Source organism: Rhodococcus sp. P4_E4, assembly GCF_056401575.1.
Map to the genome: position 1 here is coordinate 52514 of NZ_JBFUJB010000016.1, position 24721 is coordinate 77234.

Here is a 24721-nt window from a genome sequence, read left to right on the forward strand (position 1 = left end):
ATGACGGCGTCGGCACGAATCCGCGCACTTGCACTGGCATTGCCAGAGGCAACCGAGCGGGTCAGCCACGGTGAATCGTCGTGGTTCGTGCGCAAAGCGCCGCAGTTCGTCACCATGGCAGATCACCACCACGACGATCGCCTCGCGATCTGGGCCGCGGCCCCACCTGGGGCGCAGGCAGATTGGGTCAGTCGCGATCCGACGAGGTTCTTCGTCCCCCCGTACGTGGGTGGCCGGGGATGGATCGGTGTGTACCTCGACGTTCCGAGTGCCGACGAGACCGAGGACGAGAAATTCTGGAACGACGTAGCCGACGTCGTCGAAGATGCGTACCGCACGGTGGCTCCGAAAACACTGATCCGGAAACTGGACGAGGATTCGCGTTGAGTCCGGCCGTGGTCGCGCTTCTCAGCGTGCTGATTCTCGCAGTGGCCGGGGCACTGACAGCGGTGTGGATGCGCACCAGACGTGAGGTGACCACCCCCACCGAACGTGCCGTCCATGCCGCGCTCCATACGGCTTCACTTGCCGCGCGGCCACTTCGGCGTGGACTCGACAAGAATTCGGCCGCCGAGGCGGCGCCTCACCTACGCGAGCTGACCGGCGGTTCCGGTCTGGGCCTCGCAGACGCGTCGGGAAATCTGCTGGCGTGGGACGGCCGTCACGAAGCGTTGTCCGATCAATTCCACGACGCCGCCATTCGCGCGATCGAAGGCGAACGCCGGGTGCTCGTCACCCACTCGGACCTGGTGCGCGGACCGAGCGATCACCATGTGCGAGCGCTGATCGCTCAGCCCCTGCTGATCGAGGACATCGGCGTGGTCGGCGTGCTGGGAATCGTCACCAGCGAAGACCCGTGGCCTGGAATGCTCGGAGCGGTCACCGAGGTGGCTCGATACGCCTGCAGCCAGATCGAACTCGCCGACCTCGACGCGTCCAGAGCCCTGTTGGATCGCGCCGAAGTGCGTGCCCTCCGCGCGCAGATCAGTCCCCATTTCATCTACAACGCGCTCAACACGGTCGCGTCGTTCGTTCGAACCGACCCAGCCCGGGCCAGAGAACTGATCCTCGAGTTCGCGGACTTCACCCGCTACTCGTTCCGATCTGCGGGTGAGTTCACCCTGCTTGCCGACGAGCTACGCAACATCGATCGTTACCTGACCCTCGAACGCGCGCGATTCGGGGAGGCGCTGAACGTCCGCCTTCAGATCGCACCCGAAGTGCTCAACGTGGTTCTTCCCTTCCTGGCTCTCCAGCCGCTGGTCGAGAACGCGGTTCGTCACGGCATTTCGAGTAAGCCGGAGGGCGGGACCGTGAGCATCGTGGCCGCGGACGAGGGACCTGACTGCATCATCAGCGTCGAGGACGACGGTGTGGGGATGGATCCTGAACTACTGCGTTCCGGCTCACTTGACGCCATCGAGTCGGGATCGGGACGACCCAGCGCACGCGAAGCTGCTCACGTCGGCTTGGCCAACGTCGACGACAGACTTCGTGCCGCGTTCGGCAACGACTACGGACTCGTGGTGGAGACAGCGCCGGGTGCCGGTACGAAGGTCAGCATGCGTGTTCCCAAGTTCAAGCAGGGTATTCACGTCTGATTCTCGCCTTCGATGATCAGGCTGAAACCGTCGTGGGAACATGGACCTGTTGTGAACGAGACTGACACTGATGCCCAGCTGACCGTCCTTGCCGTCGACGACGAGAAACCAGCCCTCGACGAGCTGGCCTTCTTGCTGCGCGCCGAGGACTCGGTGGCGCACGTTCACACGGCATCGGATGCGACGACTGCGTTGCGGATACTGCGCGGTGGAAGCATCGATGCAGTATTTCTCGACATCAACATGCCTGGACTCGACGGTCTCGAACTGGCCGGCATCCTCTCCAATTTCGCGACGCCACCACCCGTGGTGTTCGTGACAGCGCATGACGATCGAGCGGTTGATGCCTTCGACCTCGGTGCCGTCGACTACCTACTCAAACCGCTCCGCGAGGAGCGTCTCGCTCAGGCCGTTCAACGGATCGTGGGGTTGGCCGGGCGCACCAAGAGCGAGAACAAGCCCGAAGCTGCGTCCGCCGACGAGGTGATCCCGGTGGAACTGGGTGGCGTCACGACGCTCGTTCAACGTTCCTCGGTGGAGTGGGTGGAAGCCGACGGGGACTACGCACGTTTGCACACCGCTGGGAAGTCGCACCTGGTGCGCATCCCGATCTCGACACTCGAATCACGCTGGGCCGACGCGGGCTTTCTGCGCGTGCACCGCTCCTACCTGGTGTCTCTGGCGCTGGTCACCGGCATCCGCACAGTAGGCAGCGGATTGGTGGTCTGTCTGCGCCCACACGGAGACAAGCCTCCCGTCGAGCTTCCGGTCAGCCGCAGACACACCCGTGAACTCAAGGATCGACTGGTTCGTGCGCCCAAGCAGAGCTGGTTGTCACGGTGACGTCGCAGTCCGATCCTCCGCAGCGTGAGCGCGTTGTGTTGGCGCAACGTAGTGGCGCACGGATCGTCCGTACGCGGGTGGAGGTGCAGGAACAGACCGAAGTCGGCGACGCCATGATCCGCGGTCTCGTTCGCGCGCAGTTGGGGCTGGCGATTCGCCTTGCCGTCGTCGCAGCCGGGCTCCTGTGTGCAGTACCGCTTCTGACGCATCTCTTCCCGACACTGTCGGAGGTCGCAGTCCTGGGCATCCGGTTGCCGTGGCTCGTGATGGGCGGCGCCGTGTATCCCTTGCTGTTGACCACAGGCTGGGTGTTCGTGCGTCGTGCGGAGCGAAACGAGCAGGACTTCAACGACATCGTGGACGACTGAGCGCGGCGCTGTGGGAGGACAACCTATCCCGGTGCTGACGGTGCTCGGCATCGTTGCGGCGGCCGTGGCAACCGTAGCTATCGGAATCTACGGCGTTCGGCTCGCTCGTACCACCTCGGACTTTCTCGTCGCGTCCAGAACCGTCAGCGCGCGGTGGAATGCGACGGCCATCTCCGGTGAGTACCTCTCTGCTGCTTCGTTTCTCGGCGTGGCCGGGCTGGTCGCGAAATACGGCGCCGACGCCCTCTGGTATCCCATCGGATTCACCACCGGATACCTCGCCCTGCTGCTGTTCGTCGCAGCACCGCTTCGGCGTTCCGGTGCATATACCGTCCCCGATTTCGCCGAATTCCGTCTCGGCTCACCGCGATTGCGCAAGCTCGCAATGCTCGTCGTCGCGATGGTGTGCATCCTGTATCTGATTCCACAGTTCCAAGGCGCGGGACTGACGCTCAACATTCTGCTCGGGGTTCCCAGCTGGATCGGCGGCGTTGCGGTCGGGGTCATCGTCATCGCCAACGTCGTCGGCGGCGGGATGCGCTCGATCACCTTCGTTCAGGCCTTCCAGTACTGGCTGAAACTGACTGCCGTCGCGATTCCCGCTGTGGCACTGACCTTCTACTTCTTCGGCGATCATCACGACGTCGGCGCGTCGATGCCGCCGACGGTCACCACTGCGACGACCGTCGACATCACCACCGACGTCGTCGTCCAGGTATCGGAGCCGGTGGCGGTCAGCGGCGGCACAGTCGACGGGCGAGTGGTCGAAGGAACCGTGACACTTGGCCCGGGGGAGCACACCCTCGGTGAAGGCATGTCCATGGTTCTCGACGCGGGAGCCGCGGTTCCCGTCGTCGCGGGAGCGCCTGCGCAGAACTCGGATTGGATCACCCCGGGTTGGGGTTTCGGTGGGCCGCACCCGATGTATCAGGTGTACTCGCTGATGCTCGCGACCTTCCTCGGAACGCTCGGTCTGCCTCACGTTCTCGTCCGGTTCTACACCAACCCCGACGGCCGGGCCGCTCGTCTGACCTCGCTTGCAGTTGTCGGTCTGGTCAGCGTGTTCTACCTGTTTCCGACACTCCTCGGCGTCTTCGCCCGCCTGTACGTTCCGCAACTTCTGATCACGGGCACCTCCGACGCCGCGGTGTTGCTGCTGCCGGGCTCGGTGTTCTCGGGGTGGGGCGGACAACTGCTGGCAGCCCTCGTGGCGTCCGGTGCCATTGCCGCCTTCTTGTCGACGTCGTCCGGATTGCTCGTCAGCATCGCGGGCGTCGTCAGTACCGATGTTCTCCGCGGACGAGTTCGAGACTTCCGTATTGCAGCGCTCCTGGCCGGGCTCGTTCCGCTCGTGCTGTCGCTGGCGGTGGTGTCGGTCGACCTCTCGAGAACCGTCGGGTTGGTGTTCGCGGTCGCCGCGTCGACGCTCTGCCCACTGCTCGTGTTGGGTATCTGGTGGCGCGGTCTGACTGCCGTCGGCGCGGGGGCGGGGATGGTTGTCGGTGGATGTGTTGCGGGCACTGCCGCCACTGTCGCCGTCCTGGGTGGTTTGTCGGAGGACGTCCTCGGTGGCTGGCCGGCAGCCATTTTCGCGTTCCCGGCTGCGGTGAGCGTGCCGCTGGCGTTCCTCACGATGATCGTCGTGAGCAAGGTGTCGTCGAAGCAGATACCGGCAGATATTGCGCGAATCTTCACGCGGATGCACGCCCCGGAACGGCTCGGAATGGGCTCCGATCGCGAAGACGATCTCCGCCAACCCTGACTTTCACCGCCCGAACCCTCTGCCGTTGGTCGCGCCTGCCTGACCGTTCGGCGCAGCGCGCGACTGCTCACCGTGTGACTGGCGCCACAGCGTCTTCATGTGACTCCGATCTCACTAACGTCTGTGCGTAGTTCACTTCACACGCGAGGCGAGGAGCCGGCAGTGTCCACAGCAGAAATCAGTGAGGGGTCGCCGCAAGAGCGACGTACCCCGGATGCCCAGGCATTCATAGACATGCAAGCGAGTCCCGAATTCCAGGAACTCCGAACGCGTCTGCGCAAGTTCGTTTTCCCCATCACTGCATTCTTCCTGCTCTGGTATGCGGTGTACGTCGTCCTGGCTACCTATGCCCACGACTTCATGGCCACCAAGGTCCTCGGCAACATCAATCTCGGCATCTTCCTCGGCCTCGGGCAGTTCGTCACGACCTTCGCCATCACCGCGTGGTACGTGAAGTTCGCCGGTCGTGAGCTCGATCCCCGCTCCGCCGCCATCCGTGAAGAACTGGAAGGTCCCGCACAGTGATCACCACACTCGCCGCGTCCGGAACGGACGTAGGAAACCCCGCCTTCAACATCGCGATCTTCCTCGCGTTTGTCGTCGTGACCATGACGCTGGTCATCCGCGCCAGCCGGACCACCAAGAAGGCATCCGACTTCTACACCGGCGGTGGGCAGTTCACCGGCCCGCAGAACGGGTTCGCCATCGCCGGCGACTATCTCTCGGCGGCATCGTTCCTCGGTATCGCAGGTGCGATCGCCGTGTACGGCTACGACGGATTCCTGTACTCCATCGGATTCCTTGTCGCCTGGTTGGTTGCATTGCTCCTGGTCGCCGAATTGCTCAGGAACACCGGCAGATTCACGATGGCCGACGTCCTGAGCTTCAGGCTCAAGCAGCGTCCGGTGCGCATGGCGGCAGCCCTGTCCACCCTGGCCGTTTCCCTCTTCTACCTTCTTGCCCAGATGGCCGGCGCCGGCGGACTTGTCGCCCTGCTGCTCAACATCGACGGCAAGGTGGGACAGTCGATCGTCGTCGCGATCGTGGGTGTGCTGATGATCGTGTACGTCTTGGTCGGCGGCATGAAGGGCACCACCTACGTACAGATGGTCAAGGCAGTTCTGCTGGTTGCCGGAGCCGGAATCATGTTCGTACTCGTTCTGTGGGCAGTGCGCGGCAACTTCTCTCAGTTGCTAGCCAATGCGCAGGACATGGTCAACAGTTCCACCACCAAGGGTGTGCAGGGACGAGACATCCTCGGACCCGGTGCCAAGTACGGTCTTTCCGGAATGACGAAGCTCGACTTCATCTCTCTCGGAATCGCTTTGGTGCTCGGCACTGCGGGCCTGCCGCACGTGCTGATGCGCTTCTACACGGTGCCCACTGCCAAGGAAGCTCGCCGCTCGGTGACCTGGGCGATCGCGCTGATCGGTGCCTTCTACCTCTTCACATTGGTTCTCGGCTACGGCGCGGCCAGCATGGTCGGACCGGACAAGATCTTGGCAGCGCCAGGTAAGGAGAACGCGGCCGCTCCGTTGCTCGCCTTCGAGCTCGGTGGCACCATCTTCCTCGGCATCATCTCCGCGGTGGCGTTCGCGACCATCCTCGCCGTCGTTGCCGGTCTCGCGATCACTGCTTCGGCGTCGTTCGCTCACGACATCTACGCCAGTGTCATCAAGCGCGGCAACGCAACCGAGGAGCAGCAGGTTCGAGTTTCTCGAATCACCGTCGTGGTCATCGGACTCGTCTCCATCGTTCTCGGCATCATGGCGATGGGGCAGAACATCGCCTTCCTGGTGGCCCTCGCCTTCGCAGTGGCGGCCTCGGCGAACCTGCCCACCCTGCTGTACTCGCTGTTCTGGAAGAAGTTCAACACCACCGGTGCGCTCTTCAGCATCTACGGCGGTTTGGTCAGCTGCTTGACGCTGATCGTGTTCTCCCCGGCAGTGTCGGGCAAGCCGTCGTCGATGTTCCCGAACTCCGACTTCGCCTGGTTCCCGCTCTCGAACCCCGGCATCGTCTCGATCCCGCTGGCATTCGTCCTCGGCATCGTCGGTACGTACATCGGACGCAACAAGATCGAAGATCCGGCAAAGCAGGCGGAGATGGAAGTTCGCTCCCTCACCGGCGTCGGCGTCGAAAAGGCCGTCAGCCACTAAGAGGGGCAAAGCCCCGTGCGTCTTTCTGGTACCTCTGGTTACGGAAAAGGCGCACGGGGCTTATTGTTCTGCCATGGCAAAGCTCACAGTGAAAATCGACGTTCCGCTTCCTCCTCAAGAAGTGTGGGACAAGGCCTCCGATCTCAGCGGCTACGAAAACTGGCTCGTGGTTCACGACGGATGGCGCAGTGAACTTCCCGAGCAATTGGGTGTCGGCACCGAGATCAGCTCGGTCGTGACCGTGAAAGGCCTGCGCAACCGCGTTCGGTGGACCATCAAGAAGTACGACGTCCCGAAGGCGATCTCGCTCAAGGGAGACGGCAAGGGCGGGGTCAAGCTCGGTCTCGAACTCGACGTGAAGGCAAAGGGTGACGGATCGGAACTCGCGCTGACAGTCGAGTTGGGCGGCGCGCCGTTATTCGGCCCGATCGGTTCGAGTGTGGCGCGGGCGCTCAAAGGCGATGTGGAGAAGTCACTGGCCCAGTTTGTCCAGATCTACACCTAGGTTGTAGAGATTTCCACATAGAGCTACTTCACCGCTAACATGAGTTAGGATTCTTTTCGGGGGGATAAACCGGGCATCAGTTGGTTATTGATGCGGGTCCCGCCGGAAAGGAATCGATCAATGTCGTCTCGTCATGGGTACGGCGCACCACCTGCGTCCATGCCTCGATCCGTGCAGGTTCTGATCGGACTCTTGGCGGTAGTTGCAGTCGGTGGAACGGCAGCATTCGCCGTGACGTTCAAAAGCGTCAGCGACAAGGGAGAACTCGGTGCGGGCGCCGCTGCAGCTGCGACGGCAACCAACTGTGACAACCCGGAAACCGTGACCGTGGCGGCCGATCCGTCGATCGCCTCGGGACTCGAAGCTGTCGCCGCTGCCATCCCCGCCGCGGATCTCGGATGCAGCTCGCTCAGCGTGACGCCGCAAGATCCCGTGCTCACCGTCGCGGCGATCGCCGACGGTACGGCGCCCGCACTGTGGATCCCTGATTCGAGCGAATGGCTGGACAAGGTTTCGGCGAGCGGGCAGGAGATTCGCCGGATCAGCAACTCGGTCGCCTCCACCCCGGTTGTCGCCGTCTCGGCGCCGGATGCCGAGGCACCCGGCGCATGGACGGATGTCCTCGGCGCTCCATCGCTGCACATCGGCGATCCCCTGACCAGTGCCGTCTCCAGCGCGCCGATCGTGGCGGCCTTTGCCGAGACCCAGTCGCGGGGCGGGGACCTCACATCCATCTCGGCATCCCTGGTCCCGGTGGCACAAGCGCAGTACGGAAATCTGAAGGAAACCGGTTCGACCGGGCGCATCCAAACCGTGGACGCGTCCGGCGGAACCGCGGTGACTACCGAGCAGACCTTCGAGGCTTATCTCGCCGCACATGCGGACAGTCGACTCACCGCGTCGGTACCGTCGTCCGGTTCGGTCTTCATGGACTACCCGTTGGCAAGTGTGGGTGCAGCCTCGTCGGCTGCGGACGACGCCGGCAAACTGCTGGCGGCAGCGCTGGCATCGGACACCGGGCGCTCCGTACTTGCCGGCCTCGGGTTCCGCGGCGCGGATCAGGCCCCACCGGTAGCCGGTGGAGTGGGAAAGGTTGGCTCGCTGGTGCCGTCCGATCCGTCTGTGGTCACCAAAGCGCTTGCGCGGTACGAGATTCTGTCCAGGCCTTCCCGCGCGCTGGCTGTTGTCGACGTCTCGGGGTCTATGGACTACATGCAGGACGGGGTCACTCGAATGGCCGCGACGGCGCAGGCCGGTGACATCGCGATCCGAATGTTCCCTGCCAACGCACAATTGGGTCTCTGGGCGTTCTCCGTAGACCTCGGTGACGGGACGGACTACCGCGAACTCGAACCTGTCGCCCGTATGGATGCAACTGAAGGTGACACGGATCATCGGAGCAAACTGCTGTCTCGGATCGACAACCTCCCTTCGATCGTCGGCGGCGGAACAGGTTTGTACGACAGCGTTCTCGCCGCGTATCGGTCCATGCAACAGTCCTACGATCCGGCCTCGATCAATTCGGTGATTCTGCTTACCGACGGTGCCAACGACGATCCGTCGGGTATCGCCCTGCAGGAACTTCTCGACACCCTGACTCGCGAGCAGGACCCGACGCGGCCGGTACCGATCATCACCATCGGTGTCACCGATGATGCCGATACCGATGTGCTCGAGCAGATTTCGACTCTCACCGGCGGTAACAGTCACTTCGCTCCGACACCGGCAGACATCCCGAAGGTCTTCGTCGGCGCGATCAGTGGGCGCGCCGGCTGAACTACTCGAGAACGGGTGCGTCGGCGCTGTCGGTAATCCATTCGGTTGCGAGCTTCTCGAGGGTTCCGTCGGCGTAGAGCGCATCGACTGCCGCGGAGACGCACTCGGTCAGCGGACTGTTCTTCTCGAGCACCAAACCGAAGAATTCGGTGACTGCGTTGGGCCGCGGAAACTGACCCACGATGACCGACCCGGGCAGTTCGTTCTCGGTGATGTGGAATCCGGTCGGGATGTCGACGACCAATGCGTCGATCTCGCCCTCGGCCAGCGCAGCTTTCGCGTCGTCCGTGGTCGCGAACTCGCGTGGCGCAGTGGTCGGAACAATCGTGTCGGTGATCGCCGCGAGGCTGGTGGAACCGGTCTGAGCGCCCAAACGGTAGCCGGCCAGATCCGCAAGATTCTTTGCACCGGCGGCCTTGCTTCCGCGTGAGGCGATCACCGACTGCGCCACTGCGTAATACGGCGAGCTGAAGTCGACGTTCGCGCGGCGATCCCCGGAAATCGTGAACTGATTGACGTCGAAGTCGAAATCCTTGGGGCCTGGTTTCAATGCGTCGTTGAAGGCGACAGTGGTGAAGCGAACCTGGTCGGTGTTGTACCCGAGCTTGTCGACGACCGCCCGGGCCACCGCACCCTCGAGGCCTTTGCCGTTCGACGGATCGTTGTCGACGAACCACGGCGCGTACGCCGGTGAGTCAGTGGCGATGGTCAGGACACCGTCTTCGAGGGTGGTCCCGCTCTGGGGTCCGCACTTGTCCACTGCGGTGGTCGAGGGAAGTTTGGTGAACGCCTCGGGAACCGTGGTGGTGGTATCTGCTGCCGCAGGTGCCTCCGGCTGCGACGAACACGAGCCCAACAAGATCGAGGAAGCGAAGATCGCGGTCACGGCAACTGCGCGTCGTGTCATAGGCACTAGGCCATCTTGCCTGTTTGTCCGGTCTGGACGTGACGGGGGTCTCGTGTGAGCGGAGTTCACGCAGCTGAGCGTCGCAGCGCAAGGCGCTCCGACGGTGTCGTCCCACCCCAGACTCCGTGCGGTTCAGCGGTCTCGAGTGCAAAGGTCAGGCAGTCCCGAATGACCGGGCAGCGGAAGCACACCTGCTTCGCGGAACTCTCCCGTGCAGCCCGATTGCGTCCGCGCTCTTCACCCGGCGAATAGAACACCGCCGGGTCCACTGTTTTACAGGTGGCGAACATCCGCCAGTTGTTGTCCACCAACGGCTCCACGGAACTGCGAACTGTCATCGTGGTCTCCTCTCCCATCGAGAATCCAGTCTTGCCCGTGGCCTGGCGCAGCGGCAGGTTTCCGATCCATCAGATTTCTACTGCCAGACGCAGCGCTATCCAGCACAATGAGGAGATGGCAACGACGGATCGGGGTCAAATCACTCTCGACGGCACAACCGTGTCCGTGACCAATCTGGGCAAGATCCTCTACCCCGAGAGCGGCACCACGAAGGCCGAAGTCATCGACTACTACACCCGTATCGCCGCAGTCATGCTTCCGCATGTCGTCGGTAGACCGGGCACTCGTAAGCGTTGGCCCAACGGTGTGGACGGTCAGTCCTTCTTCGAGAAGAACCTGGCGTCGTCTGCCCCGCAGTGGCTCACGCGTGCGTCGCTGCAACATTCTGATCGCGTCGTCACTTACCCGATCTTCGATTCCGTTGCATCCCTGGCGTGGCTGGGGCAACAGGCGGCACTCGAATTACACGTTCCCCAATGGAGATTCGACGGTTCCGAGCGTGGTCCGGCGACACGACTGGTATTCGATCTCGACCCGGGCGAAGGCGTCGGATTGTCCGAGTGCGCCGAGGTGGCGAGGTCGATTCGAGATCTGGTCGCAACTCTGGGGTGGACGGCCTATCCGGTAACCAGTGGTAGCAAGGGAATCCACCTCTACGTTCCACTGGATCGAGCCTTGGACGGCAGTGGTGCGTCGACTGTCGCCAAGCAGATCGCCACCGGGCTCGAGAAGCTTCACCCGGATCTCGTCACCGCGACGATGGCGCGAAATGTCCGGGCAGGCAAGATCTTCGTTGACTGGAGTCAGAACAACGCAGCCAAGACCACCATTGCGCCGTATTCGATGCGCGGTCGCGATCAACCCTATGTTGCCGCGCCGCGCAGTTGGGACGAACTCGACGATCCGAAACTGCGCCACCTGCTGTTCGACGAGGTTCTGGAGCGCGTCGAATCCGACGGTGATCTGCTGGGCGATCTGGATCCGCCGGTCTCGGCGGCTGTAGCCGATACGTTGGCGCACTATCGCAACAAGAGGTCGGCCGACCGGACTCCGGAGCCGATCCCTGATGCAGTGGACAAGGAGGCAGCGGGCAATACCTTTGTGATTCAAGAACATCACGCCAGACGATTGCATTACGACGTTCGTCTCGAGCGGGATGGTGTGCTTGTGTCCTGGGCAGTCCCGAAGGGTGTGCCGACCAGTGCCGGAGAAAATCGGTTGGCCGTGCACACCGAGGATCATCCGCTCGAATACGCCACATTCTCGGGCACGATTCCGAAAGGGGAGTACGGCGGGGGTTCGATGACGATCTGGGATTCCGGGACGTACGAGACCGAGAAGTGGCGCGAAGACGAGGTGATCGTGCGCTTGAGTGGGGAGCGGGTGCATGGACGCTTCGCGCTGATCCGGACAAAGGGTGATCAGTGGTTGATGCATCTGATGAAGGATCAGAACGCGAGTTTCGGAACGGATTTTCCCAAGAATCTCGAGCCGATGCTCGCCACCGCTGGAACGCTCGAAGGTCTCGACCCGCAGGAGTGGGCCTTCGAAGGAAAGTGGGACGGGATTCGAGTGATTCTCGAATATCATTCGGGCACAATGTCGCTTCGCAGTCGCGCGGGTAACGACAAGACCCGGGACTATCCAGCCCTTGCCGGGTTGGCCGAGGTGCTGGACGGTCATGACGTGGTTCTCGACGGTGAGGTGGTGGCGTACAACGACGCGGGAGTTACAGATTTCGGCCTCCTCCAGCGAGGTGGGGAACCGGTGTTCCTGGCCTTCGATCTTCTGTACCTCGACGGAGTGTCTTTGCTGCGGAAGTCCTATTCGGATCGCCGCACCGTGTTGAATGCGTTGGCGGGCAAGGTCGGTGAGCTCGAGGTACCACCGCAGATCGAGGGCACGGCGGAGAACGCCTTGGAGGTGAGTACCGATGCCGGGTGGGAAGGGATTGTCGCCAAACGTCGTGCATCGGTCTACCTTCCAGGGCGGCGGGGGTCGAGTTGGATCAAGGTGAAGAACTGGCGCACCCAAGAGGTGGTGATCGGTGGGTGGCGCACCGGGCAGGGCAATCGAGCGCAGGGGATCGGGGCGCTGCTCATGGGAATTCCGGGTGAGGATGGATTGACCTACGTGGGGCGCGTCGGTACCGGCTTCAGCGATCGTGATTTGGAGTCACTGCTTGCGGTGCTGGAACCGTTGCGTCAGAAGGAAAGTCCGTTCGAGGAGGAACTTCCAGCAGATGACCGCAAGGGTGCGGTGTGGGTGAGGCCTGAACTCGTCGGTGAGGCGCGGTTCATGGATTGGACGGCGACCGGACGCCTTCGCCATCCGAGTTGGCGGGGTCTGCGGGAGGACAAGAAGCCGGGCGACGTGGTGCGGGAAACAAGGCAATAACGGCCAACGCGCCGAGGAACGCTGCTGCGGCACAGATCTGGATTCCCATGCACATCGCCGAAGTGTAAGCCTGATTCGCTGCTTCGGCCACAATGCTCACCGGGGGAGCGTCGGCGTGGATCTGCGCCAGACCGACTGTGGAAGTGCCGACTCCGGGTTCGAAGCGGGACCGGAAAACCGTTGCTACGACTGTCCCGACGACGGCGACGCCCAGAACTCCACCCAATTCCCGTACGACACTGTTGATCGAACTTGCCATCGCAGCCTGCTGGGGCGCAACCGACGACATCGACGCAGTTGTTGCCGGAGCCATGACCAGCCCCATCCCGGCGCCAACCAGTGCCATGATCGCAGCCAGGACCCCGAACGGTGCGTACCTACCCGCGGCGATCGACAAGACCAACAGCCCCACGGACATGACCGCGAGGCCGCCCGCGATCGAACTGCGCACCCCGAGTCGGCCAACCACACGATCGCTGCTGGAGGCGACAGCCGCCATCACCAGTGCAAACGGAACTGCACCGACGCCGGCAACCAATGGACCGTAACCGCGAACGAATTGGAGGTATTGCGTGTACGTGAAGAGAACACCGAACAAGGCGAAGAACGTTGCGGCCAAGATGGCATTGGAGATGCTGAACACTCGGCTGGTGAAGATGCGCACGTCTGTCATCGGCGCCGGGGCCCGCAGCTCCCACCAGACGAACCCGGCGAGAAGTGCTGTTGCGCTGACGATCTCCAGCACCGTGATGGGCGACGACCATCCGCGAAGGCTTGCTTGGGTGAGGGCATCCACGATCAAAGCCAGTCCGCCGGCGGACAACAGGAGTCCGGGGATGTCGAAGGAACCCTTGACCATTCCTCCTGCTGAGGGCACAAGAGAAACCGTCGCGGCTATCACAACGGCGACCAGTGGGACGTTTATCCAGAAGACGCTTCCCCAACTGAAATGTTCGAGAAGTACGCCACCGGCCACGGGGCCGATCGCGATTCCCAGTCCGGCGGTTGCAGACCAGATTCCTATCGCCCGGCCTCTCTCGTGCGGGGCGAACATCGAGACGACAAGTGACAGCGTCGCCGGCATGACCAGTGCGGCGGCTGCCCCCATCACTGTTCTCCAGCCGATCAGCTGCAACGACGTGTGAGAGAGGGCAGCGAAGGCTGACCCGAGAGCGAACAAGGTGAGGCCGGTCAGAAGTATCCGACGGTGACCGAATCTCGCGCCGAGTCCACCTGCCGTGATGAGCAAGGCGGCGAACGCCAATGTGTATGCGTTGGTGATCCATTGCAGGTCGACGGTGGTCGCCCGCAGTTCGCGGGCAAGGGTCGGGATAGCGGTGTTGAGGATGGTGTTGTCGATCGTGACTACGACGAGGGATGTGCAGAGGGCGCCCAGTGCTGCCCATCGTCGCCGGTCCGTGGGTTCGAGGGAATTCATCATGTCCTTACGAATGTAACCTTACGAATGTTTAGTGATGAGAACGTACCCCCTCGCCTTACATGTGTAAAGTTTGTCGGGTGAGTGATGTTTCCGAAGATGCCGATGAAACTGGGACGAGTGGTTCTCGGAGTACTCGCGCCCGAAATCCGAGAGGAAGCGGCGCACGGCTCCGCGGAGAGATCGTCGCCGCAGCGGCGACGCTCATCGCCCGCACCGGATCGGATCAGGCGGTGACGCTCCGATCAGTCGCTCGCGAAGTCGGGATATCCGCACCATCTATCTACGGACACTTTTCCGATCGCGATGCCATTGTCGAAGCGGTGGTCTCCGAATCGCTGGAGCAGTTGCATCTCGCCGTGGCCGACGCCGTTTCCGCACACCCCGACCCGGTCGAGGGTCTGTATGCCGGGTGCTCGGCATACGTCGAGTTCGGCATTTCCGAGCCCGCTCGGTATCGGGTCTTGTTCGGGTGGTCCAGGCCGAAAGGTCAGTCACCACAATCGGATACGCGAGGACTGGCCGCCTTCAACACGCTGGTGACCAACCTTGACGCGTGCGTCGCCGCTGGGAGGTCGGCCAGCACAGACACCTTTGTCGATGCGGTATCGATCTGGACTTCGCTGCACGGACAGGTGATGTTGCGGGCCGATCTCCCGGAATTCCCGTGGCCGTCGACCGACACCGTCGGTGAGATGGTGAGGAGCCTTGCGCGGCTTGTGAACTGACGCCTCAACCGTTTGCTGATCGGCAACCAGGCGAGGTCTGATCCAGCATCGTGAGATAGGCATCGAGCTGAGCCGCGCCGGCGAGAAGGTTGCGACTGCGTGTGGCCAGCCGGTCTTGCCAGGATTCGAGGAACGCTGCCAATGAGTCCGCTCCGCCGGCCTCGCGCAGCGAATCGAGAAACTGGGCGACTTGCGACAGTCGGTAGCCGCCGCGCCGCAGCTGCCTCGCGATCTCGGCGTCGCGCACACACTCCGGACCGAATTCGCGATAACCCGTTGCTCGTTCGCGCTCGGGGTGCAGGATGCCGTGCTCTTCCCACGTGCGCAGTGTCGCCGGGTGAACGCCGAGACGGCGCGCGAGCTCACCCACCGTCAGCGCTGGACCGTGGACCAGTGCCGGTGCCATGGTGGACAGAGTCCCCAGCGTTGCGGCTACCTCGGTGCGAGTTCCTCGCTCGGCGAGCAGTGTCCCGTGTGCACTGTCGATCAGGCGGTAGGCGGACTCGGTGTCGCCCTGGTTGGTCGCACGCATGATTTCCGTGGCCCGCTGGTGGCCGTGACCGCCGCGCAATACGAGGAAAGTTCGCAGGGCCTGCGCGTGCACTGGGGTGTATCGCCGGTAGCCGGCGTTGCTGCGATCGGTCGGAGGAAGGACGCCGGCGTCGTCGTAATTGCGGATCGCCTGTGCGGACAACCCGTGTTCACGGGCAAGGTCGATGGGCCGCACTGATCACCTCCGATTGAGGCTTTTCACGGTATACCCCAGGTAATTGTTGTAAAAGTTTCACCCGAATCTTCAACGATACTGTCGAAGGCAGTCCACCTTCGAAAGGGATGATCATGTCCACTGCCCCAGCGCTGAGTGAGCTCGGCCGCCAACTCGAAGACGCGGCAAGTCTTGGTCGTGCCGTCGACGAAGTGCTCGCAGCACGAACCGAGGTGCCGGCTCTGCTCGCTCTCGGCGAGCCGACTCATGGGATCAAGGCTTTTCCGTTGCTGCGCAACGAACTTCTCGGCCAACTGGTCGAACGAGGATATCGGTCGATCGTGCTCGAAACAGATGTCTTTGCGGCATTGCTTGTCGACGAGTACGTGAACGGGGGAGAGGCGGACATCGAGAAGGTGCTCGCCACAGGCTTCAGCCACGGATTCGGTGCGGTACCGGGAAACCGCGAACTCGTCGAATGGCTACGCGAGTACAACGACGGCCGCGCTCCGGCTGACCGAGTTCGCTTCTACGGCTTCGACGCTCCGGTGGAGTACTCCGGTGCACCGAGCCCGCGCCGCGCACTGTCTGCGGCAGGTGACTTCCTGCCCGCCGCGTTGCGGCCACAATCTCTCGACGACGCCGACCTTTTACTGGGTCAGGACGCCGACTGGACCAACCCGGCGGCGATGTTCGATCCGGCTGCGTCCGTCGGCAACTCCGATCATGCTCGCGCTCTGCGCATCATTGCGGACGACCTCGGCAGCGTCCTGCGGCGCGCCGCACCAGTGCTGCGACCCGTCGACCCGGCCGGGTACGACCTGGCCCTTGCACATTCACGCACCGCTCTGGGGCTCTTGCGCTATCACTCCGCGATGGCGAGTTCCGCTCCTGATCGCATTGGAACACTGCTCAGTCTGCGTGCCGAGATGATGGCCGAGAACCTGCTGGCGGTCGTCGCCCAGGAGCAGCGACGCGGGCCTAGCCTGCTGTTCGCACACAATGCCCATCTCTTGCGAGTGCCGTCCGACATGCCGGTCAACGGCGACGTGGTCAGTTGGGGGAGCGCCGGCTCACTTGTCGGACTTGTCCTCGGGGAGCGTTACGTATTTTTGGCAACCGACGCCAACCCCGACAGTGATCCGGGCACTCTGCAGGGAGCGTTGGCCGATGCGACCGGTCGGCGTGCCCTGTTCTCGACTCCGGCCCTGCGAGCCGTGCTCGGCCCGTCGATCACCGCGGGAGAAGCGATCCTGCCAGGGCATCTGCCGCTGAAACCTTCGGAGTTGGACGGCGCCGACGCGGTCATCTTCGTCGCGGATACCGACGGGCAGCGTCATCAGTACTGGTAACAGCGTCAGGGGCAGAGCGCGTGCGAGAGTATCGCGACGGTGTCCGGCTGGTCCTTCGGCGTCGACGTCAGCGTCACGGTGAACGCACGATCCGGCGTCGCACCGGACAGCGTGTAGTACCCGTAGATCCCGCCACTGTGGCCGGTATAGGTGACGCCGCAGGGAAGTTCGGTGGCGCCGACGCCCATCCCGTACCCGAGCCCCTCGGCTTCGGTGGCGCCGACCTGAGGGGTGGTCATCTCGGCAAGCTGCTCGGCCGGCACCACCTGCCCGTCGAGTAGCGCACGCCAGAAGGCGTTCAGGTCTGTGCCCGTCGAGACCATCGCTCCGGCAGACCAGGGGATCGACGGTTCCGTGCGGGAAACATCGGTCAGGCCACCGTCGAGATCCTGATAGCCCGTCAGGTGATCGCCCCTGATGTCGCGCTCACCGGCCGCCGGGAGGTACGTGTCTTCCAGGTCCAGCGGGTCGAGTATCCGAGACTGAAGTTCGTCGGCGTAGCTGCGGCCGGTCACCGATTCGACGAGCATTCCGAGAACGATGTAGTTGGTGTTGGTGTAGACGAACGACGTTCCGGGGACGAATTGCGCCGGTTTGCCGAGGGCGATGGCGACCGCGGCGGACGGCGTCAGTGTTCGGTCCTCGTTTGCGGCAATCCATTCGTCGGCGCCGGGTTCTCCGGCGAACTCGGGTAGGCCGCTGCGATGTTGCAACAGTTGCCGCACGGTGATTGCGCTACCGTCTGTGCCACTGCCGTCCATGTCACTGCCGTGCAGTAGGCCCGGGAGGTGCTGCTCGATCGGTGCGTCGAGGTTGACCTTGCCTTCGGCCACCAACTGCAGGACGAGTGAAGCGGTGAATGTCTTTGTCACACTTCCGATCCGGACCCGATCATTCTTGCCGATCGAATCGCCGTTGGTCCGATTGGGTACGCCGCTGGTCATGACAGCCGTCGTGGTGCCGTCGTCGAGTGTTGCGATCGACCCGACGACACCCGACCTGGTGAGTCCGTCGAGATCCGATTGAATCTCCACTGCGCGCTGGAGCGTCGAGCAACCGATCAGCGCCGTGGTGGCTCCGATGATGACCGCGGCGACGAGGAGGTATGAGCGCATGATTTCGAATCTAGGGATCCGCAGGCTCCGACGGATCCAGGAAATCCCCGATCATTCCCTGATCTTTGCCAGGCCGGGACGTAAGGCCTGTTTGTCGAAAACCGACAAATGGGATCAATGATTCCTGTCCGAACACCACGTCTACGCCGTTAACATCCGAACGAAGTGTTTGTTTTCACGTGTCTTACCAGTTCACGGCTATCGAGGTGCGCTGCCGCGCGCCGAAACGACTCCCACGAAGGACGGATGCATGAAGAAGTCGACACTCCGCACGGGAACGGTCGCTGCTCTGCTGACCGGAAGCGTCCTGTTGCTCTCCGCTGCCCCCGCCTCGGCCGATCCGGGGAGCCTCGGTAGCGGCGGCAGTAGCGGGAGCTCCGGCAGCCTGGGAAGCGCAGGAAGCATCAGCAGCGGATCAGCCGCCCTCCCCATTCCGAGTCCGGCAGGCCTGATCGCGCTGGCAGCAGCGAGCACTCAGACCGGAAAGCCCTACCAGTGGGGCGGAGTCGGGCCGAACTCGTGGGACTGCTCCGGGCTGGTGCAATGGGCGTTTCGGCAGGCGGGAGTGAATCTGCCAAGGACCAGCCAACAGCAGGCCAACGTCGGACAGCCGGTTCCTCGGTGGGCCCTCGCGCCCGGCGATGTCATCACCTTCTACCCCGGTGCGACGCACGTCGGCATCTACGCCGGATTCGGAATGGTGTTCAACGCCTACGGAGTTGGTGTTCCGACCGGACTGACGCCGCTGGCGGATCTGCCGATCAACAACATCCGCAGGTTCTAGAACCTGCACAGAACCTTCACAAGTCCTCCCAGGTTCATCCACGAGGGCCGAATACAGTCAGTTCCATGAGTCAGCGAAGAGTGCTCGTGGTCGACGACGAGGTCAGTATCTGCGAGTCCATCGCAGCGAGGCTGCGTGCCGAGGGCTACGACGTCGAGTTGGCATTCGACGGTCCCAGTGCTGTGACCCGTTGCGAGCAGATGGACGCCGACCTAGTGGTGCTCGACGTGATGATGCCGGGATTCGACGGCCTCGAAGTCTGCCGCCGCATCCAGGCCGTGCGCCCGGTGCCCGTGCTGATGTTGACCGCTCGTGCCGATGAAACCGACATGCTGATCGGTCTCGGCGTCGGGGCCGACGATTATCTGAGCAAGCCGTTCAGCATGCGTGTCCTCGTCGCCCGTGTTCAGGCATTGCTTCGGCGCGCTGATCGTGCGGAGCACGCTGCTCGCCCGGTGGCCGACTTGCTCGAGTTCGGCGACGTCGTGATCGACCTGACCGAACGTCGAGTGCGTCGTGATACGCAGGAAGTCCACCTGACTCGCACCGAATTCGATCTCATCGCCTACCTGGCGGAGCGGCCGCGAGCGGCGATCCCGCGGGAGTCGCTGCTCGAGGAGATCTGGGGCTGGGGTGAGGGAGCGGGTAGTCGGACCGTCGACAGCCACGTCAAGGCTCTACGACGCAAGCTCGGACCTTCCGTGATCCGGACCGTTCACGGCGTCGGGTACGCCTGGGACGTGCCGCGATGAGCGGCGTCGACCGACTCTTTGCACGGTGGCCGCGGCCGCTGGACCCGATGCGATCGTTCAAAGTGAAGGTCGGCCTCCTGGTTGTCGCAGCGTTGTTGTTCGCCGCGGGCGGTTTCTGGCTGACGTCGCAACAACCATTTCGTTTTGCTCTCCTGACAGCGTTGGTTGTCGCTCTCGGAGTTACACAAGTGCTCGCACACGGAATGACGTCACCGCTTCGCGAGATGACAGCCGCGGCGAAGGCGATGGCGCGCGGCGATTATTCGCGGCGGGTACGAGCGACTTCCCGCGACGAAGTAGGCGAACTCGCCCATGCGTTCAATCGGATGGCCGAGGACCTCGGGGCCGACGACCGGTACCGCCGCGAGTTGATCGGCAACGTCTCCCACGAATTACGGACGCCCATCACCGCTTTGCAAGCCATGCTCGAAAACGTCGTCGACGGTGTCGAAGAACCGGATCCGGCGATGATGAAATCGGCGTTGCGGCAGACGGAACGACTGGGAGCGCTGGTGGCCGACCTTCTCGACCTCTCGAAACTCGAGGGTGGCGCCATGCCGTTGAAGCGCCGCCGTTTCGAGGTCGAGCCGTTCCTACGTGAGCTGTCGAGTGTGAGTGCGGGCGACATCGAGATAGACGTCAAGCCTCCGAAATTGTCCGTGGTAGCCGATCCGGATCGCCTCCATCAGGTGGTGACCAACCTGGTGGACAACGCGGTTCAGCACGGGAACGTCGACACGAAAGTTGTCATCCGAGTGCGTACCGGCAGTGCAGGGGAGTTGGTGCTCGATGTCCACGACGACGGCCCCGGCATCGAGCCACAAGCCCGTGAGCGAGTGTTCGACCGCTTCATCCGCGGCGGATCGACCGACGGGGGTACCGGGCTCGGCCTCGCGATCGCGAAGTGGGCGGTCGAATTACATGACGGCAGGATCGCCGTCGTCGATGCCCCGTCTGGCTGCTGCATTCGAGTAGTGCTGCCGCAGAGCTGAATCAAAGTTTCCAACGAGATCGAGAGATCTCGCGATGGCGCATGCCTTCATCAGACATTCGCCTGTAGTTCCGAACCCGAAATTTGAACCCGAAACATGGGAGATCACATGAGCGCTCCAATAATCATTCCGCCGAAAGCGCCGATACCTGTTGCAAAACCCAAGCGACCCAGCCGGTTCTGGCGTCCCGATCGCACGTCGATGGCCACCCGCTCGATGCTCGTCGGCGCGAGCGGCGTTGGGGCGCTGGCGGCCCTGATCCTCGATCCAGGGTTCGTGAGTATCGCGTACGTGATCGTCGGTGTCGGCGTGGTGATCGTGTTCGGGATTCTGACGCCGCCGCGGATGTCTACGACGCAGTGGGCCGCCGCGATGGGGATGCTCGCACTTCTGGGCGTTGCCGCCGTTCGCGGTGCGGAGTGGTTGGTGTTCCTCTGCGTCGTAGCTGCGTGGGTTCTGTTCACGTGGACTCTGATCGGCGGGCGGACGTGGACCGGAATACTTCTGGGAACGTTCGCTCCCTGGCGGGCACCCCACCGTACGGTCAACTTCGTTCGTCGTCGAAAACTCGCTACCCGCTCCGCTCCGCGGGTGCCGGCGGCGCGAGTTGTCGTCGTGAGCGCAGTGTCGATTCTTCTCCTGCTGATTTTCGGATCTTTGTTCGTGAGTGCGGATCCGGAGTTCGCGAAGATCTTCGGCGGCTTCGCTCCTGCCATCTCGGTGTCGAACCCGGGAGCACGGATCTTTGCCGGCGTCGTGATGGCGTTCGGCACGCTGGTTGCGGTGTACCTGCGTCGCAGAACGCCGACGGTGGACGCGTTTGCACCTGCGCCGGCGACGCCGTTGCCGATGTGGGAGTGGGCGGTCCCGCTCGGAGTGCTCAACGTGCTGTTCCTCGGTTTTGTTGCAGTACAGACGAAGACGCTGTTCGGGGGAGACGAGCACGTACAGGTGACCGACGGACTGACCTACGCGGACTACGCGCGTGAGGGTTTCTGGCAGCTCATGGCGGTTACCGTGCTGACGCTGCTCGTCATCGCCGTCGCCGTGCGGTACATCGACCGCCGCGACGCTGGATCGAGGCGTCTTGCCCGCGGACTGCTGGGTGCACTGTGTGTCTTCAGCCTGGTGATCGTGGCGTCCGCTGTGCACCGGATGTGGTTGTACGAGAATCAGTACGGTTTCACGGTGCTCCGGGTCAGCGTCTTCGCGACAGAGTTGCTTCTTGGCTTCGTGTTCGTGTTGTTGCTCGTCGCAGGTATTCGGATGTCCGGGAAGTGGCTGCCCACAGCTGTTCTCGCCACTTCGGCCGTCGCGCTGCTTGCCTTCGCGGTGTTCAACCCCGATGCGTACATCGCGCAAAAGAACGTGGAGCGGTTCGAGGGCGGCAAGAGCATTGACGTTTCCTACTTGCACGGGCTCTCTGTCGACGCGGTACCTGCCTTGGATCGTCTACCGGAACCGCAGCGTTCATGTGCCTTGAGCAGATATCGATTCGGAGTGCCGGGTACCACTGCGCCCTGGGAGTTCAACGCAGCGCGTGAGAAGGCGCGCGACATCCTGGAAGCTCGCCCGGTCGGGCCGTGCCTGCAGATGTACACGGTCGGATAGACGCAGGGCGATTGTGCAGGCGCACGGCAGGTATCGCGCGCGGCTGCACAATCGGCGAGCGTCGCCTGTTCGATCAGTGCACGGCGAGTGAGATTTTCTCCCGTTCCTCCGCGGACACCACGTCGCGGGTGGAGCGTAAGTCGACCGTCACGCTGTTGAGTTTGCCGCCGTAGCGGAACGTGCCCGTGTCCGCGAACTCTTCCGCGACCGGGCTTCCCCGGTTGATGCCGACGTCGAGCTGTTCGTTCATGCTGAAGATCGCCCGAGTGGTCTTCTCGATCCGGCCCTCGGAGACCACCTCGTCGTCGACGCTCAGGGTTGCGGTTCCACCCTTGCCGATTCCGCCGCCGTCGTACTCGAAGTGGACGGACACCTCGCGTGCATCGGGTGCCAGCGGGTTGCGCCCACGCACGAAGGTCCGACCGCCGCCGCTGAAGTTGTAGCAGTAGACGGGGACGGAATCGAGTATGTACAAAGCGAATCCGCCGAACCGGCCACCGAGGCTGACCAGCATGCCGTCGGCGACGCTACCCAGACTTGCGGTCAGCGTGTACGAGCGGTTGAAGAACGTCGGCGCGGCTTTCTCGACCAGACCGTTCATGTGTGGGTACAGCGTGAGGGTCGCGCGGCCCATCATCGGATGCGGGGGTCGTGATTCCGCGGTGGCGTGGCGACCGACCGTTCTGTCGTCCAGCGGCAACACCTGATATTTGGCCGCCTCGACGAGGAACTTTTCCTTGAGCCGGGCCAGGATCTCGGGATGCTCGTCCGCGAGATCGCGGGCCTGCGACCAGTCGACCGAGGTGTCGTAGAGCTCCCAGCGGTCTTCGCTCATCGGTGTGAGCTCGAGGCCGTGAGTGGCCATCAGCCAGGGTGCGCGGTGGGCCGTGACTGCGGTCCAACCGTGATCGTAGATTCCGCGGTTGCCGAAGATCTCGAAATACTGTGTGGTGTGGCGCTCTTCGGCGTCGGGCTCGGCGAAGGTGTAGTTCATCGCCACGCCTTCCATCGGTTTCTGGGTGACCCCGTCGACGCTGGTCGGTGCCGGAATGCCGGCAGCTTCCAGGATTGTCGGCGTGATGTCGACGCAGTGATGCCATTGCTCCCTGATGCCTGGCTTGTCGATCCCCTTGGGCCAGTGGGCGATCAGACCGTTTCGGGTACCGCCGTAGTGCGACGCAACCTGCTTGGCCCACTGGTACGGGGTGTCGAGAGCCAGAGCCCACGACGCCGGATAGTGCGGGTAGCTGGTTTCGGTCCCCAATTCGTCGTAGCGCGCCAGTACGTCGGATGTCGCACTCTTGTAACCGTTGAGGCCGGCGAGGTAGTTGAACGAGCCCTCCATGCCGCCCTCGGCGGAGGCGCCGTTGTCACCCATCATGTAGAGCACCAGAGTGTTGTCGAGTACACCCATTTCCTGCAACCGGTCGACGAGCCTGCCTACCTCGTCGTCGGTGTGCTCGAGAAATGCCGCGTACAACTCCATCAAACGGGCCGAGACCTTCTTCTGGTCGTCGTCGAGTTCGTCCCAGTGCGGGAGCCCCGGAGCCCAGGGGGCCAACTCGGTGTCAGGAGCGACGACGCCCAGTTCCTTCTGCTTTTGGAGGGTGATCTCACGTTGGCGATCCCACCCGTGATCGAATTCGCCGACGTACTTGTCCAGGTAGCGGTCCGGGACCTGGAGTGGAGCGTGGCACGCGCCGAAGGGGAGGTAGCAGAACCACGGCTTGTCCGGGTCCATCGTGTTGACGCCCTCGACCCATTCGATCGCGTGGTCGACGAGATCTTCGGACAGGTGGTAACCCTCCTGTGGCGTCTTGGGTAAGTCGACCATCGTGAAGTCCTCGTAGAGAACCGGGGTGAACTGATCGGACTCGGCACCGAGAAAACCGTAGAATTTGTCGAAACCCTCACGGACCGGCCACCGATCGAACGGCCCGGCAGCGGTGGTCTCCCACGTCGGGGTCTGGTGCATCTTGCCGAAAGCGCCCGTCGCATAGCCGTTTCCCTGCAGGACGCGTGCGACCGTGGCGGCAGAGGCGGGACGGGTCCCGTTGTATCCCGGTGCCGCGTTGGCCATTTCGGAGATGACACCCATACCGACACTGTGGTGGTTGCGCCCGGTCAGTGTGGCGGCACGCGTCGGCGAGCACAGAGCCGTGGTGTGGAATCGGCTGTATTTCACGCCGGTTTCGGCCAAACGCTCGGCGGTGGGGGTGCGGCACGGGCCACCGAACGCGGAGGGTGCGCCGAATCCGACGTCGTCGATCATGATCAGCAGCACGTTCGGGGCCCCGGCCGGCGGGCGAAGCGGTTCCGGGCGGGTGTACGGGGGATTCTGATCGGGGTAGTACACGGCGGCCGCGACGTTCGGCGTCTCGGGAATGATCGGGATGGAATGGCGATTCACCAGCAGGCTCCTTGGCGTGTGCAAAACCGGGTCGATTAAGCAGTCGTCTTAATTTGGAGAGTATCGATCGGAATTCAGTTGGCGGCGTAGGTCTCGCTGACTGGGACAATCACCCCTGTGAGTGGTTAAGGAGTCCCTGCAGTCCCTAACCGCGCACAGGGGGTGGGCCTTGCGGA

The 24721-nt window shown here is 63.1% G+C and carries 22 protein-coding genes; 16 read left to right on the forward strand and 6 right to left on the reverse strand.

Annotated elements, in window-relative coordinates:
• The 9 genes from AC1DVN_RS18890 to AC1DVN_RS18930 all read left to right on the forward strand — a co-directional run bounded on the left by AC1DVN_RS18890 (position 1) and on the right by AC1DVN_RS18930 (position 9014).
• Entirely contained in the window at positions 1-387 is a 387-nt protein-coding gene (locus tag AC1DVN_RS18890; RefSeq protein ID WP_020970430.1) for an MmcQ/YjbR family DNA-binding protein, read from the forward strand.
• Positions 384-1601 carry a sensor histidine kinase gene (locus AC1DVN_RS18895; RefSeq protein ID WP_019744838.1) on the forward strand — a complete coding sequence of 406 codons (1218 nt, stop codon included), beginning with the start codon at positions 384-386 and terminating at the stop codon, positions 1599-1601. The genes AC1DVN_RS18890 and AC1DVN_RS18895 overlap by 4 nt, the downstream gene beginning before the upstream one ends.
• 51 nt (positions 1602-1652) lie before the next feature.
• Positions 1653-2444, forward strand: a complete 792-nt coding sequence (locus tag AC1DVN_RS18900; RefSeq protein WP_042952657.1) for a LytR/AlgR family response regulator transcription factor — start codon at positions 1653-1655, stop codon at positions 2442-2444.
• Complete coding sequence (locus AC1DVN_RS18905; RefSeq protein ID WP_003939880.1) at positions 2441-2812, forward strand: membrane protein; 372 nt, start codon at positions 2441-2443, stop codon at positions 2810-2812. Before AC1DVN_RS18900 ends, AC1DVN_RS18905 begins: the two co-directional genes overlap by 4 nt.
• Positions 2813-2822: 10 nt before the next feature.
• Positions 2823-4574 (forward strand): sodium/solute symporter, encoded by a 1752-nt coding sequence (locus AC1DVN_RS18910; RefSeq protein WP_477994120.1) that lies wholly within the window; start codon positions 2823-2825, stop codon positions 4572-4574.
• Positions 4575-4736: 162 nt separating this feature from the next.
• Positions 4737-5099, forward strand: a complete 363-nt coding sequence (locus AC1DVN_RS18915) for a DUF485 domain-containing protein (RefSeq protein WP_182261001.1) — start codon at positions 4737-4739, stop codon at positions 5097-5099.
• Entirely contained in the window at positions 5096-6733 is a 1638-nt protein-coding gene (locus AC1DVN_RS18920) for a solute symporter family protein (protein ID WP_003939876.1), read from the forward strand. Before AC1DVN_RS18915 ends, AC1DVN_RS18920 begins: the two co-directional genes overlap by 4 nt.
• Before the next feature lie 73 nt (positions 6734-6806).
• A complete protein-coding gene (locus AC1DVN_RS18925; RefSeq protein ID WP_003939735.1) occupies positions 6807-7238 on the forward strand; it encodes a type II toxin-antitoxin system Rv0910 family toxin in 432 nt (143 codons plus the stop codon).
• 120 nt (positions 7239-7358) lie between these two features.
• Complete coding sequence (locus tag AC1DVN_RS18930) at positions 7359-9014, forward strand: substrate-binding domain-containing protein (RefSeq protein ID WP_446695627.1); 1656 nt, start codon at positions 7359-7361, stop codon at positions 9012-9014.
• Position 9015: 1 nt separating this feature from the next.
• On the opposite strand, the gene AC1DVN_RS18935 is transcribed toward AC1DVN_RS18930, so the two are convergent.
• On the reverse strand, positions 9016-9921 hold the full coding sequence (locus tag AC1DVN_RS18935; protein ID WP_283308468.1) for an ABC transporter substrate-binding protein: 906 nt from the start codon (positions 9919-9921) through the stop codon (positions 9016-9018).
• A 65-nt stretch (positions 9922-9986) separates the two neighbouring features.
• A complete protein-coding gene (locus AC1DVN_RS18940; protein ID WP_019744832.1) occupies positions 9987-10259 on the reverse strand; it encodes a WhiB family transcriptional regulator in 273 nt (90 codons plus the stop codon).
• Positions 10260-10374: 115 nt separating this feature from the next.
• Between AC1DVN_RS18940 and AC1DVN_RS18945 the strand changes: the two genes are divergently transcribed.
• Positions 10375-12657, forward strand: coding sequence for an ATP-dependent DNA ligase (locus tag AC1DVN_RS18945; protein WP_477846258.1), 2283 nt, complete (start codon positions 10375-10377; stop codon positions 12655-12657).
• Here AC1DVN_RS18945 and AC1DVN_RS18950 read toward each other — a convergent pair.
• Positions 12557-14098 (reverse strand): MFS transporter, encoded by a 1542-nt coding sequence (locus AC1DVN_RS18950; protein WP_477994121.1) that lies wholly within the window; start codon positions 14096-14098, stop codon positions 12557-12559. The two genes, AC1DVN_RS18945 and AC1DVN_RS18950, sit on opposite strands and share 101 nt — an antisense overlap.
• Positions 14099-14175: 77 nt before the next feature.
• Here AC1DVN_RS18950 and AC1DVN_RS18955 point away from each other — a divergent pair, with 77 nt between their 5' ends.
• Complete coding sequence (locus AC1DVN_RS18955; protein WP_003940096.1) at positions 14176-14823, forward strand: TetR/AcrR family transcriptional regulator; 648 nt, start codon at positions 14176-14178, stop codon at positions 14821-14823.
• A gap of 4 nt (positions 14824-14827) precedes the next feature.
• On the opposite strand, the gene AC1DVN_RS18960 is transcribed toward AC1DVN_RS18955, so the two are convergent.
• The gene (locus AC1DVN_RS18960; RefSeq protein ID WP_477846260.1) at positions 14828-15550 is read right to left on the reverse strand and encodes a TioE family transcriptional regulator; all 723 of its coding nucleotides are present in this window, start codon (positions 15548-15550) and stop codon (positions 14828-14830) included.
• 107 nt (positions 15551-15657) lie between these two features.
• Here AC1DVN_RS18960 and AC1DVN_RS18965 point away from each other — a divergent pair, with 107 nt between their 5' ends.
• On the forward strand, positions 15658-16881 hold the full coding sequence (locus AC1DVN_RS18965) for an erythromycin esterase family protein (protein WP_477994122.1): 1224 nt from the start codon (positions 15658-15660) through the stop codon (positions 16879-16881).
• Between the two features lie 5 nt (positions 16882-16886).
• Here AC1DVN_RS18965 and AC1DVN_RS18970 read toward each other — a convergent pair whose 3' ends face one another.
• Positions 16887-17996 carry a serine hydrolase domain-containing protein gene (locus tag AC1DVN_RS18970; protein WP_084325244.1) on the reverse strand — a complete coding sequence of 370 codons (1110 nt, stop codon included), beginning with the start codon at positions 17994-17996 and terminating at the stop codon, positions 16887-16889.
• A gap of 250 nt (positions 17997-18246) precedes the next feature.
• On the opposite strand from AC1DVN_RS18970, the gene AC1DVN_RS18975 reads away from it, so the two are divergent.
• The 4 genes from AC1DVN_RS18975 to AC1DVN_RS18990 all read left to right on the forward strand — a co-directional run bounded on the left by AC1DVN_RS18975 (position 18247) and on the right by AC1DVN_RS18990 (position 22135).
• A complete protein-coding gene (locus AC1DVN_RS18975) occupies positions 18247-18780 on the forward strand; it encodes an NlpC/P60 family protein (protein ID WP_029255974.1) in 534 nt (177 codons plus the stop codon).
• Positions 18781-18845: 65 nt separating this feature from the next.
• A complete protein-coding gene (locus AC1DVN_RS18980) occupies positions 18846-19532 on the forward strand; it encodes a response regulator transcription factor (RefSeq protein ID WP_020908708.1) in 687 nt (228 codons plus the stop codon).
• Positions 19529-20524: a HAMP domain-containing sensor histidine kinase gene (locus AC1DVN_RS18985; RefSeq protein WP_020908707.1), complete on the forward strand. Its 996-nt coding sequence runs from the start codon at positions 19529-19531 to the stop codon at positions 20522-20524. The genes AC1DVN_RS18980 and AC1DVN_RS18985 overlap by 4 nt, the downstream gene beginning before the upstream one ends.
• Positions 20525-20632: 108 nt before the next feature.
• A complete protein-coding gene (locus AC1DVN_RS18990; RefSeq protein WP_232253319.1) occupies positions 20633-22135 on the forward strand; it encodes a DUF4153 domain-containing protein in 1503 nt (500 codons plus the stop codon).
• Positions 22136-22208: 73 nt separating this feature from the next.
• Here the strand turns inward: AC1DVN_RS18990 and AC1DVN_RS18995 are convergent, their stop codons facing one another.
• Entirely contained in the window at positions 22209-24545 is a 2337-nt protein-coding gene (locus tag AC1DVN_RS18995; RefSeq protein ID WP_477994123.1) for an arylsulfatase, read from the reverse strand.
• Positions 24546-24721 lie beyond the last annotated feature (176 nt).